The following is a 13380-nucleotide window of genomic DNA, read 5'->3' as shown; positions in this document are numbered from 1 at the left end:
CTGCTGGGCGAATCACATCCAGATGTCGCCACTAGCCTCAACAACCTAGCGAGTCTCTACGATTCCCAAGGCAGATACAGCGAAGCCGAACCCCTGTTTCAACAAGCTTTAGCACTTAGGCGTCAACTGGTGGGCGAATCACATCCAGATGTCGCCACTAACCTCAACAACCTAGCATTACTCTACGATTCCCAAGGCAGATACAGCGAAGCTGAACCCTTATACCTACAAGCTTTAGCACTCAGGCGCCAACTGCTGGGCGAATCACATCCAGATGTCGCCACTAGCCTCAACAACCTAGCGAGTCTCTACGATTCCCAAGGCAGATACAGCGAAGCCGAACCCCTACACCTACAAGCTTTAGCACTCAGGCGCCAACTGCTGGGCGAATCACATCCATCTGTCGCCACTAGCCTCAACAACCTAGCATTACTCTACAATACCCAAGGCAGATACAGCGAAGCCGAACCCCTGTTCCAACAAGCTTTAGCACTTTTGCGCCAACTGCTGGGCGAATCACATCCATCTGTCGCCTCTAGCCTCAACAACCTAGCATTACTCTACAAATCCCAAGGCAGATACAGCGAAGCCGAACCCCTGTTCCAACAAGCTTTAGCACTTTTGCGCAAACTGGTGGGCGAATCACATCCAAATGTCGCTGCTAGCCTCAACAACCTAGCGCATCTCTACGATTCCCAAGGCAGATACAGCGAAGCCGAACCCCTGTACCTACAAGCTTTAGCACTCAAGCGCCAACTGCTGGGCGAATCACATCCATCTGTCGCACTTAGCCTCAACAATCTAGCAAAACTCTACTACTTACAAGGACGTTATACCGAAGCTGAACCGTTGTATCTGCAAGCATTAGAGATATTTAAGCAGCAATTAGGGGTGAACCATCCTCGGACTATGGAGTGTAGTCAGAATTTAGCAGATTTGCGCGATCGCATCCCCCCAAATCAAGAATAGACTACATGGGGATACAAATTTACAAGTTTTGTGCAAAGCATACCGTAATAAAACTGAAAAGCGCGTTAGCGTTCGTGTACCGTTCCAAAGGAAAGGTATCGCCTAGACTAAAATTCATCTTAAATTAAGTAAAAATGCCTGATTACTTATTCAAAAGCAGCTTTTAATCTCGCATTTTAGTGTTTTCCACAAACAAAAGCTGCTTTTACTTCTTCAAAAGCAGGTTTTAATCTCGCATTTTAGTGTTTTCCACAAGCAAAAGCAGCTTTTACTTCTTCAAAAGCAGGTTTTAATCTCGCATTTTAGTATTTTCCACAAACAAAAGCTGCTTTTGCTTTCTCATTTTGATGTTTTCCGCAAGCAAAAGCAGCTCTTGCTTTCTCAAACCCCAGTTTGCTTACTCATTAGAGTAATTCACGCATTCATTTTGGTATATCATTGAGCCGAAAGAAAAGCGTAGGCGTAGCCCGTCGTAAACATCGCTCTAGAACATAGGATACAGTTCAAATTCTCCACTTTCCGGTCATGATTCCTCAAATAAGCGATCGCCTTGATGTAAACGTTCCGCAATTTGATAAGTTTGTCCTTGAGATCGCATTGTCGGAGAATGAGCGGCTAAATATCGAGATGCAGCCACTAGTATATGAATTCCAGCCGAACTTTCACCGAGGAAAGAATACTGACGAAAAGCGGCTTCCATTTCTTGAACAACATGAAAATCACGGTTTTCTCGCAGCATCAATTTCCCCAGTTTTGCCATCAATTTTTCAGCACTACCACCACTGTATAAATAATTAGCAACTAATTGCCCTGTCTGGTTTACTTGCTGCTGACGGTTTAATAAATCTGGTAGCTGCTGGAGTAATTGTTCGGGATTTTCTACGATGTCTTTGGGTTCTGGCAGCCTTGCTGGTGGGACATTCAAAAAACGATTTAAATATACACTCATCGCTGCATCAAACACACCTCTTAGTAGTTCGACTGTTGGTACTCTTCGTAATGCTTGATGTACGGCATTTGCATACGTAAATGGATGGTGGGCTGAATTCCAATCTCCAAAGTCATTATTCGTGTGGAAACGAGCTATTCGTAATGCTGCTGTATAAGTAACTACACTAACTAATTGTTCTTCAGTACAACCTGCTTTCAGTGCATTCAATAGCGAGTCTGCGATCGCTTGTGGGTCTTCACCCAATAAAATTGGTACTAGTTCATCTGTTTGTGACCAATTTCCTTGTCGAGATTTTCCTACACTTAATACAGTCGGTAATTGCTCAAAAGCTGACTCTAATATTGCTACCAAATCTACAGGGTAGCGCCAGGAATTGGATTCTTCCATCCGCGAAGCATTGGCTAAACTCGAAACTAGGCTAGCCAGAATTGATTCTGCTGCTTGCCAAGCTACAGTATCAAGTGCTTCTAATGCTTTATTGATAAAATCAAGCGTATGCCCAACATCAAGATAGCGACGATCTGTGGCAGCACAGAATAGCATATCTGCTATTTGCTTTGAATTAGCTCCAGAACGAACAGCAGATACTAAACATCTTTGTGCTGCTTCCGCATCCCGTACCTGAATAAATTGGCGAAACCAGTTTTTGAGAGTTGCAAAATCTACTTTAGCGTTGGGTAATGGGTGAACGACAAACTCTGGTGGCGCACCTGCACTATCATTAGCTACTGCCGACAGTCCGTGAAATAAAGCACGAGGTTTGTCTTCTACATCAAGATAAGGTAGTAGATTCATCATACAGGTGTGGATAGTCAAACCTGAACTCCAACCCGCTTTGTTATAACGAGTGCCAAATTCTAACCCCATGAGAAATGGTTCTGTTGGGTTCACTCCCATATCTAAAAGTGCCAACGTTGATTTTGCAATCACTAAAGAAATATTCTGCTCTAAACCGTCTAGCAGACGTTGGCGGTGGTGAGCATAAGGGTTAACTGGTGGTGCTAAATTTATCCAAACTTCACCATCACGGATTTCTACTGGGAAACAAGGAACATCATCTGCCCACGAGTCAAACGTTCCACCACTAGCAAGATCAAAGCGGGCATAATGCCAAGGACAGGTAACAATACCATCTTTGCAAGTGCTTCCTTGTAAGGGAAAGCCCATGTGAGGACAACGGTTATCAATTGCGTAAACTGTATTATTTGAGTAAAACAAAGCAATCGTATGCTTTTCCTTGTGGACTAACAAACTGCCTGCTGCCTGAACTTCTGCAAGTTTAGCAACCCGGATATAAGCGTCTGTTTTCGTTGCATCTTCAAATATTTGAGTCATTTAACTACACATAGGTAAATGTTAAAACCCTTATTTCTACTCTGACAAAGTTTTTCAAATTTGTGCATTCTAATTTTTGTTAACTAATACCAATTCAAAAAATATTTACAATAGACCTTTTGCAAAAATCTTTGAATCACCCCTCCCCAACCCTCCCCTTGTTAAGGGGAGGGGGCAAGATTTTAAGTTTCCCCCCTTTATAAGGGGGGATTAAGGGGGGTCTATTCGACTTATGCAAGAAGTCTAATAAGTGCCAGTTTATCTCGGCTTCATCTAAAAATTGCACCCTATATTAATAGTCATTAGTCATTTATTTCACAAAAGACTAATGACAAATTAATAAGTTTTTGTTGGCAGTTGTTGCTCTAATTTCAGCAATGCTGCAACTCGCATTTCTGTCGCCGGATGACTGGAGAATAAGTTACCCAGAAACTGTCCAGAGATGGAATTGATAATTAATAACGGCTCATAAGCTGGATTGGCATTTAAAGGCATCTGCTTTGCTGAGGCTTCTAAGCGTTGCAATGCCCTAGCTAAGGCGCGGGGATTACCAGTTAATCTAGCAGAACCTGCATCAGCAGAAAATTCTCGTGTGCGCGAAATTGCTAGCTGAATGATTGTCGCCGCCACTGGCGCAAGCATGACTGTTAATAAAACTCCTATTGGATTTCCACCTTTGTTGTCATCTCGTGAACCACCACCAAACCATAGGCTGTAACTAACCATTTGGGCTAGGAATGAAATCGCACCAGCCACAGTAGCAGCAACAGCTTGAGTGAGAGTGTCACGATTAATAATATGGGTTAGCTCGTGGGCAATAACACCTTCGAGTTCATCATCTGGCAATATATTTAAAATACCTTCAGTGACAGCCACCGCAGCGTGTTCTGGATCGCGCCCTGTAGCGAAAGCGTTAGCACCTAGGCTTGGAACGATGTAAACTTTAGGCATAGGAATGTTAGCGCGATCGCTCAATCTCTGCACCATCCGATAAAGTCCTGGTGCTTCCCTTTCACTCACAGGCTGGGCTTGATATACTGCCAGCGCAATCTTATCTGATTGATACCAAGAAAATAAGTTTGTTACTACTGCTAAACCTATCCCTATTATCAAGCCACTAGTACCGCCAATTATCCAATAACTAATTGCGATCAAAAGACCACTTAATGCAGCTAGCAAAGCAGCCGTTTTCAATTGATTTGTCATCTTTTCGCTCTCCTGCTAATGCTGTATAAATTTTCTAGAAAACAGCATTAATATAAGCCACGCTTTGATTGTATCCAGCTAAACTTAGATATATGGTACAGAAAACCTATCAGATAAGTACGGTTTTCCTACTGAGTTTTTATCAATGATAATTTAGTTGTTTTTTATACTTTGCTTCTTTAAAACTATGTTTGTATTTAATAAATAATAAATACATCTATCTCTAGCAGGAAATTTATAAAAAGAATTGTTGATTGGGTGGAACTTACACTTTTAAGAGCGTCATTTTTCAAGATAGGTGAGGAATAAATAGTAAAACTTTTAAAGCAATACAAAAGCAAAAATGGTATTGTTGAATTAATTAAATAGTATTTATGGCGATGGAGCTCGCCAAAACCGCCTTTCCAGTACAGGTTAAATTGATAATTGGAAGGCTGATGGCTCCTACTTTCCTGACTTACTGCGGGAGAGTAGGGCTTGGCTAAATGCATTACCTGACTCTCCTGTAGAAAGTGTAAGACTACAAATCGCACTTCAAGGAGTCACGGTATGAAACACTTTCGTCAGTCTGAACTGTCTATAGCCTTACCCCACCTGATTAAGTGGTTGCCTATTTCCTTTATAGTTGGCATTCTTGCTGGAACGGCTTCTGCTGCTCTTTTAGCATCATTAGAATGGGCAACCGATTGGCGAGAATCGCATCGATGGATTATCGCCTTGCTGCCGCTTGGTGGCTTCTTGAGCGGTTGGATTTATCATCAATTTGGTCGGACTGTAGAAGCTGGGAATAATCTTTTACTCGAAGAAATCCATAAACCCAAAAATATTATTCCTTTTCGTATGGCTCCTCTTGTTCTACTAGGAACAGACCTTACTCATTTTTTTGGTGGTTCAGCCGGTCGTGAAGGTACAGCATTACAAATGGGTGCTTCTTTAGCAGACCAGTTAACTAAAATATTACATTTTCAAGGAGCTAATCGGCGGATTTTGTTAATGGCAGGTATCAGTGGGGGATTCGCTTCAGTTTTCGGTACTCCCTTAGCTGGAACTGTATTTGGTTTGGAAGTTTTAGCGATTGGTAAAATTCATTATGATGCTCTTTTTCCCTCTTTAATTGCTGCGATCGTCGGAAATCAAGTAACTTTACTATTGGGTTTGCATCATACAGCATACCGACACGCTCCCTTGATACCAACGCTGACTATTTGGGGACTGATTTCTGCCATTATTGCAGGTGCAATTTTTGGAATTGTCGCGAGATTCTTTGCTCAAGTAACTCATAAAATTAGTCACTTCTTTAAAGCCAAGATATCTTATCCTCCAATGCGTCCTTTGCTTGGTGGTGCGCTGATAGCAGCAATTGTTGGGTTGAGTGGAACAACGAAGTACATTGGGCTTGGTATCCCAACCATCGTTGATTCTTTCTATACTCAGCTACCTCCTTGGGATTTTGCTGCCAAATTGGGTATGACTGCTTTAACTTTAGGTGCTGGATTTAAAGGAGGAGAAGTGACACCTTTGTTTTTTATTGGTGCAACTTTAGGTAATGCTTTGTCATTGCTTTTAGCATTACCTGCACCACTATTAGCAGGAATGGGATTTGTAGGTGTGTTTGCAGGTGCAGCAAATACACCTTTGGCATCCACCTTAATGGGAGTTGAACTATTTGGTTTGGAATCAGGAGTATTTATTGGTATTGGCTGTATAGTAAGCTATCTATTTTCGGGTCATTCTGGAATTTATACTTCACAACGTATTGGGTTGAGTAAATACTCTGCTGTATATCTAGAAGAAGGAGAAACTTTAGCTAATTATGGACGAAAGAAAGTTGAGCCAAAAATTGATTTACCTGATGATAGGAAAGAATCAGGAAAGAATTGTCAAGAATAATTTTTGAATGCAATTCCTGAATAACGTTTAATGGAATTAAACTTTGAAACCTTTGTAATTTTATAGGTAATCCCAAAACTATGATTCTTCACGAATAGTTGATGACATCAGTGGCGGGCGCAGGCAAAGATAAGCAAGAGAACCGAGTAAGGGAACAAACACCACTGCTAAAAATACCTCAGCATTAGGGAAACGGCGACGAGCCATATCATCACCAACAACAGTAGGAAATAAAAGATAAAATAGGCAAAATGCCAAGCTCATGCCATTGATAAAGCGATCGCTTTGGAACTGCTGCACATAATCTTCCCAATCACCCAAGGCAAAACCATACACAAGCAAGACAACTGTGCTTAAAGTTAAGACAATACCATAAATGCGAGAATCCAGCAGATTCAAAAAAGCATCCTTTTATCCAGAAAACGGCAGTGGGGAGCGTTTTCTGGAACAGAGCTAGAGCAGCAACTACGGCGTCGCGGTGTCCGCACCATTGTGCTGGGCGGCATCGCCACAAATTTTGGGGTGGAATCAACCGCACGAGCAGCCTTCGACAGAGGCTATGAACTTGTCTTCGCCGAAGACGCTATGTCTAGCATCAGTGCAGAGGCGCACACCTTTGTCGTGAACAACATCTTTCCGATTATGGGTCGCATCCGCAGTACTGAACAAATCTTGATAGCGTGCAATACAGTGACAAATTAAATGGCGTTGAGACAAAGAAGGTGTTATCAAATTAAGTTTTTGTGCTGCTAAGTGATTAAGGATTAGGAACTGCTGGGAACTCAATTGTTTTCTCAATCCCCAATCTCCATGCTCAATGTTTACCATAAGAAAAAAAGGTTAGCGGGAATCTCTCATGAATTTATTGACTTACGTGATGCATTTAGTAGGTTCTGGTGCTTTTGCCTATTACACTGCTGCTCAGATTCGTGACTCTAAAACTCGCCCTAATATCCTTGCTGGGTTTCAGTTAGCGGAATCTGGTTCTGTGCCTTTTTTGACAGGACTAAGCGATCGCGCCGCCACAGAGGGCGATACATGGTTAGCCGAAAAGCTTAAACAACACGCATCAGATGAAACTAGGCACGGTCAAATTTTCGCTCACGGTTTAAAACAACTCAATAAACAAGTTATAGATTTTAAAAGTCAACCCCAAACTACATCCACAGATAAATCACAACAGCAGCGTAGTCCATTTTTTGCAGCCTTCTTTGAAGGTTACACCTCAGAACAACTAAAACCTGCTTTTATGGACTGGAATGTTTTCATGGGTAGCACTTACATTCTGGAGTTAGATGCTAGCAAAGACTTTGCAAGGATGGCGAATGCATTACCCGATGATGAAACTGTTGTTCGCAATTTAAAACTGGGAATTTTGAGTGTCGCCAAAGATGAAACTAGTCATGCTGCTTATCTTTATGAAGCAATGACACGGCGAATGTCTGTTATCCAAGTACAAAAGCTTATAGATGAGTGGCGTACTCGCAAAGTCAACGCGACTTTTGCTTTTGCTAGTAATCTGTTACAAGGCAAAGCACTAAATCGTTCTTTAGTACAAGATAGTATGCCTTCACAAAAAGATTCTGAACTGATTTTAACGTGAGTTCGACGGTTTATTTGGTGTCCATTTAGCTAGACATGAAAAAAATCTCTCCCTGGTTTTGCGTAGTAAAACCAGGGAGAGGTTTATCGAATTCACATTAATTGAGTCGGTCAATGACCATCTGAAAAATATATGTCAATTCTCTGCAATCACAGCATAATCATATTCTGGTGTGAGATTTGCTCTTAGAGGATGTCTGAAAACTTTTTAGTGTTGTATTCGAGACTTGTAGATCCCCCTAAATCCCCCTTAAAAAGGGGGACTTTTAGAAGTTTTCCCCCCTTTTCAAGGGGGGCTAGGGGGGATCGGACGAAATATTTAATACTTCTCAGACATCCTCTTACACTTGACTGATTTATTAGCTTTACTTATGTTATAGAAGGAGGCAGGAGGCAGGAGGTAAAACTATTACTATTCCTAGCTTTCGCTCTTTTAAAATGTCCTAACCTATGTGACTACAGCTATACTAAAGCCACTGTTCTTTAAAACTAGTACTTAAAATCACCAATTTTAAACAAAATTCTATTTAGGCAGGTATTGATCACACACTCTACGAGACGCTCCGCGTAGCTTGCTTTTCCGTAGGAGTACGGTGAGATATGCTAACGCAAAAGTGTTTTTTTTGGTCTACTTATTAGTGGGTGACATCAGATTCACACAGAGGATTTTAGGCAAAGAAGCTGCTATCTGCTTCCACGTCAAGCCAGCATCATTCGAGAGGAAGATTTGACCATCACAAGTTCCGAAAGCAGCTATATTCCCGAAAGTGGCAAGGGTTCCTGTGTTGATATTGTCTTTTAACCATTCCGGTAGCCCTGCCTCACATTTCTCAAATGTGCCTGACTCATCAAGTGGACGGCGATAAATGGCTGACTTGTTACCTGATGGGCCCATAGAAACGGTCATCAAAATTGTCTCATCACACACTGCCAAAGCTCGTGAGTAATTAGCATGTAGATTTGTGCGATCAAAGCTCCAAGAGTTACCTCTATCTTGACTAATCGCTAGCCCCTCAGCCGTAGCTGTCAACACGAGATCCCGACGAGCCGGAATGGTTCGTACCTCATGAACATCTGTATGCAAGTCAATGGTGGGTTGCCATGACTGTCCCTGGTCGTCAGAGCGTAGAATGCCTCCGACATGCACATTTACATAAAGTTCGCCGGATTGACCTACTGCTATTGAGCGAACATCTGGAGGCCCTCCCCACGGTGTATACCATTGGGAGCGTCCCTCAGCCGCCTCAAAGCAATTGATCCGATTCGTGTTTCCATCATCAGTAATGCGGAGGAGATGAGCTTGTGAAGTTCCTACCAAAACCGCACCCTCGATCGGCAGGATGCAGTTCAATCGCAAATCATCTATCGCAGTGACTTGATGCCACTTGCCGTTAGTATCACGATGCCATATTGAATTGCCATCGGCGATCGCCCACAGTCCATCTTGGCTCAAGGCAAGAGCAGTAATGGAATAACCTTCAAGTTCTACATACTGTTTGGAGTCAATAAACAGCAAGCCATCAGATGTTCCTGCTATTACTAAAGGTTTAGGCATTGCCTGATCGGCATTGGCAAAGTCTGTATCTGTTTGCTTTTGTTCAATCGGCTTCAAGATTTGCTGCTCTGTCTTAGTCATAATTTGAATTTCCTTAAGTACTATTATTATTGGTTAACATCAGTCCTACAGCACTCGTTCTAATGTCAGCGATCGCTGTCTGATTAGTGAGTTTCTTTATTGATACAAAGCTTTATATTTGCATAGTCCGTCTAGTTAGAGATACCTGAGTTTCATGTTATTAAAGGCTTTAGATGTGTTCATCTTTCTTGAGAAGTAACCCATATAGAGCTTTTGTAGGATTTAAAGCAAAAATCTCTATATTCTTGGGTTTATTACCGAATGTCACTAAGAAAACTGAAGCCTCGCTAGGGTAGAGTGTTAGGGGTAGGGTACATCAGTGAAATTTTAAAAGAAAGTGCATTTTGTCAATCAGTTAAAATACTCAAAATAGTTATATTGAAAATGATAATTGTGCAAAGTTGAGAGGAATGAGACGAGGAACGTTCGTTTTATTCCTCTCTATTTTATTATCATGATTGCTAAAGTTTTTGTTCTTATTAAATGTAAAGAGAAAATAACTCGATTAAAAGTGAATTTTATTCTTAGCTCGACTTGATCCAAAATTAAGAACTTGGTTTTATTTATCTGACAAAAACCCTAGCTTTTTGGCAAATGCTTTTTCCACGTTAGAGATTATCGATGAAGTTAAAAAAGTAAAACTACTGTCCCATAAAGGTTTCAGTTTAAGCTTTCGTGCAACGACTCCGCAGGAGTATCGCGTTGCGAAAAAAATTTATAAAGTCGAGCTTAGGTAAATTTAGTAATCAAATAAGATAATGAACATCCAAGTTAACTATCATGTCTAAAGCTGCAAAACGAAACTCTGACCACACACAACGGTATAATACTTTTACTATAAATAATAAAGCAATATTCAAAATTCAAAATCTATTAGGTTGCGGTGGATAATACAGCCCACCGTAACCTTTAGACTAATAGATTGAGTTTAACAAAAGCGATCGCTCTACACTTTAAACTTCTCAGTAATCCGCTTCATCGCCTCTTCGACATTTTCCCGGCTGTTAAACGCCGAAATGCGGAAGTAACCTTCACCCGCAGCACCAAAGCCAGAACCAGGTGTTCCCACGACGTTGACAGTTTGTAGCAACTTATCAAAAAATTCCCAACTGGATAAATTATTAGGAGTTTTCACCCAAACATAAGGTGCATTCACGCCGCCATACACCGCCAATCCGGCGGCTGTGAGTTTATCGCGGATAATTTTGGCGTTTTCTAGATAGAAACTTACCAATCCTTTAATTTGTGTTTGTCCTTCTTCAGAATAAACGGCTTCGGCTCCCCGTTGGACGATGTAAGAAACGCCATTAAATTTGGTGGACTGGCGACGATTCCACAGTTTCCACAGTTCGACATCGGAACCATCGGCGGCTTTTGCTGTGAGTGTCTTCGGTACTACAGTTAACGCGCAACGGGTTCCTGTAAAACCTGCGTTTTTGGAGAAAGAACGAAATTCGATCGCAACTTCTCTTGCACCTTCAATTTCATAAATTGAGTGCGGAATTGACGGATCGGTAATATAAGCTTCGTATGCTGCATCAAAGAAAATAATCGAGTTATTAGCTTTGGCATAGTCTACCCATGTCTTGAGATATTCCTTAGTAGCAGTTGCGCCAGTGGGGTTATTGGGAAAGCAGAGATAAATTAAATCAACTTTCTCGGAGGGAATCTCGGCGGTGAAGTTGTTATCAGCTGTAATTGGTAGATAAACTAAACCCTCAAATTCGCCTTTATCGTTGGCATCCCCAGTATTTCCCACCATAACGTTAGTGTCTACATACACAGGGTAAACTGGGTCAGTAACGGCAATTAGATTGTCATGACCAAATATTTCTAGAATGTTGCCTGTGTCGCACTTGGAACCGTCGGAGATAAAGATTTCTGAGGCATCTATCTCGGCTCCCCGTGCTTGGAAATCTTGAGTAGCAATTTTTTCCCGCAACCAAGCGTAGCCTTGCTCTGGGCCATAGCCTTTGAAGGTATTGCGATCGCCCATTTCTTCCACAGCTTTAATCATCGCTGTGCGGCAAGCCTCCGGTAGAGGTTCAGTAACATCGCCAATGCCCAGCCGGATGATTTTAGCATCACTGTTCGCTTCTGCAAAGACATTCACCCGCCGAGCAATTTCTGGAAACAGATAACCCGCTTTCAGCTTTAGGTAGTTGTCGTTAATAGTTGCCATTATGTTGATTATGAAAAAACGCCCTCAAACAGCTTACTGCTAATTTATGAGGGCGATAACTTTATTGTAGGGAGTAGGAAAGCAGGGAGCAGAGGAGAAGTTGCAGTAAGTTTTTCCCCTCTGCCCCTCTGCCTCTTGTACCCAATGCCTTATTTGCAATTAAATATTTGCTGGCTGTTTATTAGTTTCTGATGCGTAATAAATGTTGCGATCGCTAATTCCGAATTGCGTGATTGATTCTTGTCCTGTAATCAATCTTGCTCCCCGATTACGGGTAAAATAGTTCCATGCCCACTGAATCATTACTACTAATTTGTTGTTAAATTCAATTAAGAAGTAAATGTGAATCAATAGCCAAAACAGCCAAGCAACGAAACCTTTTAGCTTGATAAAGCCAAAATCGACTACAGCAGAATTGTGCCCAATCATTGCCAAACTACCATGATCGGTATAAGCAAAGGGTGGCAAATTGTTACCTACAAGCCGCTTTTGGACTAGTTGTGCTACATATTCACCTTCTTGCTTCGCTACAGGTGCAACTCCAGGTAGCGGTTTACCATTTTGATGAGAAAAATTTGCTAAATCGCCAATTACAAAAATATTCGGATGTCCCTTAATACTCAAGTCAGGTTCAACGATAATCCGTCCAGCGCGATCGCATTCTACACCTGTGCGTTCTGCTAGGACTTTTCCCATTGCGGAAGCTTTCACACCTGCTGCCCATAATACCGTTTTTGAAGCAATTTCTTTAACTTCATCGCCTTGTTTGAGAGTAACAATATGATTTTCAATATTTGTTACCAATGTTTTTGTCTGCACAACCACACCTAAGCGCCTTAAAGATGCTTCCGCTTCTTGTGATAACTCTGGTGCAAAGGGTGGCAAAATCCGATCCAAACCTTCTAATAGCAAAATCTTGGCTTCTGAAGTGTCGATATTGCGGAAATCTTCTTTAAGAGTTTGATTTGCCAATTCTGCGATCGCACCCGCTAACTCTACACCAGTTGGCCCACCACCGACAATTACAAAAGTTAACCAAGCGCGGCGTTTTTCTGGATCGGTTTCTTTTTCTGCGGCTTCAAACGCCGAAAAAATCCGGCTACGCATTTCTATAGCATCTTCTACTGTTTTCAAGCCGGGAGCAAATTCTTCCCAGTTGTCTTTGCCAAAGTAGGAATGCTTCGCACCTGTGGCGACAATCAATGTATCGTAAGGTATTGCTTCGTCGCCCACAATCACTTTTTGCGCTTCTGAATCGATATTGTTCACCTCTCCCAGCAGCACTTTCGTATTCTTGCTTCTGCTAAGGACAGAACGCAATGGTGAAGAAATATCAGCAGGGGATAACGCACCTGTAGCAACTTGATATAAAAGGGGTTGAAATAGATGAAAGTTACGTTTATCAATCAGAGTAACCTTTACTGCCGCTTTGGCAAGTGTTTTTGCTGCATAAAGTCCACCAAAACCACCGCCTACAATAACTACATTATGAGGTGGATTATTGTCAAGTGAATTTACCATAAGAAATATTATCGTGTACGCCGACTATTGTAACTATTCTTAACAGATTTGTATCAAAATTGTCATCAGATATTTTGTATTGCTGTT

At 41.7% G+C, this 13380-nt stretch carries 10 protein-coding genes and 1 riboswitch; of the genes, 4 read left to right on the top strand and 6 right to left on the bottom strand.

The genetic code is table 11. The features are described from left to right. Positions 1-969, top strand: a 969-nt coding sequence (locus tag V7K79_RS26915; protein ID WP_335052130.1) for a tetratricopeptide repeat protein, incomplete at its 5' end; no start/stop codon positions are given. A 523-nt stretch (positions 970-1492) separates the two neighbouring features. Here the strand turns inward: V7K79_RS26915 and V7K79_RS26910 are convergent. Further along, positions 1493-3256, bottom strand: a complete 1764-nt coding sequence (locus tag V7K79_RS26910; protein WP_335052129.1) for a Rieske (2Fe-2S) protein — start codon at positions 3254-3256, stop codon at positions 1493-1495. Positions 3257-3592: 336 nt separating this feature from the next. Further along, the gene (locus tag V7K79_RS26905) at positions 3593-4462 is read right to left on the bottom strand and encodes a zinc metalloprotease HtpX (protein WP_335052127.1); all 870 of its coding nucleotides are present in this window, start codon (positions 4460-4462) and stop codon (positions 3593-3595) included. A gap of 367 nt (positions 4463-4829) precedes the next feature. Further along, positions 4830-4916, top strand: a riboswitch (Fluoride riboswitch). 95 nt (positions 4917-5011) lie between these two features. Here V7K79_RS26905 and V7K79_RS26900 point away from each other — a divergent pair. Then, complete coding sequence (locus tag V7K79_RS26900) at positions 5012-6352, top strand: voltage-gated chloride channel family protein (protein ID WP_335052125.1); 1341 nt, start codon at positions 5012-5014, stop codon at positions 6350-6352. 78 nt (positions 6353-6430) lie between these two features. On the opposite strand, the gene V7K79_RS26895 is transcribed toward V7K79_RS26900, so the two are convergent. Further along, on the bottom strand, positions 6431-6751 hold the full coding sequence (locus V7K79_RS26895) for a hypothetical protein (protein ID WP_335052123.1): 321 nt from the start codon (positions 6749-6751) through the stop codon (positions 6431-6433). Here V7K79_RS26895 and V7K79_RS26890 point away from each other — a divergent pair. Both V7K79_RS26890 and V7K79_RS26885 read left to right on the top strand, forming a co-directional pair. Further along, positions 6725-7054 (top strand): isochorismatase family protein, encoded by a 330-nt coding sequence (locus V7K79_RS26890; protein ID WP_335052136.1) that lies wholly within the window; start codon positions 6725-6727, stop codon positions 7052-7054. The two genes, V7K79_RS26895 and V7K79_RS26890, sit on opposite strands and share 27 nt — an antisense overlap. Before the next feature lie 154 nt (positions 7055-7208). After that, entirely contained in the window at positions 7209-7955 is a 747-nt protein-coding gene (locus tag V7K79_RS26885) for a ferritin-like domain-containing protein (RefSeq protein ID WP_335052121.1), read from the top strand. A 627-nt stretch (positions 7956-8582) separates the two neighbouring features. Here V7K79_RS26885 and V7K79_RS26880 read toward each other — a convergent pair. The 3 genes from V7K79_RS26880 to V7K79_RS26870 all read right to left on the bottom strand — a co-directional run bounded on the left by V7K79_RS26880 (position 8583) and on the right by V7K79_RS26870 (position 13293). Next, positions 8583-9590 carry a WD40/YVTN/BNR-like repeat-containing protein gene (locus tag V7K79_RS26880; protein WP_335052119.1) on the bottom strand — a complete coding sequence of 336 codons (1008 nt, stop codon included), beginning with the start codon at positions 9588-9590 and terminating at the stop codon, positions 8583-8585. Between the two features lie 946 nt (positions 9591-10536). Next, complete coding sequence (locus V7K79_RS26875) at positions 10537-11772, bottom strand: LL-diaminopimelate aminotransferase (RefSeq protein WP_335052117.1); 1236 nt, start codon at positions 11770-11772, stop codon at positions 10537-10539. A 159-nt stretch (positions 11773-11931) separates the two neighbouring features. Then, complete coding sequence (locus V7K79_RS26870; RefSeq protein WP_335052115.1) at positions 11932-13293, bottom strand: NAD(P)/FAD-dependent oxidoreductase; 1362 nt, start codon at positions 13291-13293, stop codon at positions 11932-11934. Positions 13294-13380: the final 87 nt, after the last annotated feature.

Origin of the sequence: Nostoc sp. (assembly GCF_036917575.1) — a bacterium.
Classification (GTDB): Bacteria; Cyanobacteriota; Cyanobacteriia; order Cyanobacteriales; family Nostocaceae; genus Nostoc.
The sequence above is the reverse complement of the archived record's forward strand: the minus strand, read 5'-3'. Positions and strand labels throughout refer to the sequence as shown.

Bases quoted from the DNA above. Each gene is read 5' to 3' on its own strand.
- V7K79_RS26910 (WP_335052129.1), bottom strand. From the start codon at position 3,256: ATGACTCAAATATTTGAAGATGCAACGAAAACAGACGCTTATATCCGG.
- V7K79_RS26870 (WP_335052115.1), bottom strand. From the start codon at position 13,293: ATGGTAAATTCACTTGACAATAATCCACCTCATAATGTAGTTATTGTA.
- V7K79_RS26900 (WP_335052125.1), top strand. From the start codon at position 5,012: ATGAAACACTTTCGTCAGTCTGAACTGTCTATAGCCTTACCCCACCTG.
- V7K79_RS26880 (WP_335052119.1), bottom strand. From the start codon at position 9,590: ATGACTAAGACAGAGCAGCAAATCTTGAAGCCGATTGAACAAAAGCAA.
- V7K79_RS26905 (WP_335052127.1), bottom strand. From the start codon at position 4,462: ATGACAAATCAATTGAAAACGGCTGCTTTGCTAGCTGCATTAAGTGGT.
- V7K79_RS26885 (WP_335052121.1), top strand. From the start codon at position 7,209: ATGAATTTATTGACTTACGTGATGCATTTAGTAGGTTCTGGTGCTTTT.
- V7K79_RS26875 (WP_335052117.1), bottom strand. From the start codon at position 11,772: ATGGCAACTATTAACGACAACTACCTAAAGCTGAAAGCGGGTTATCTG.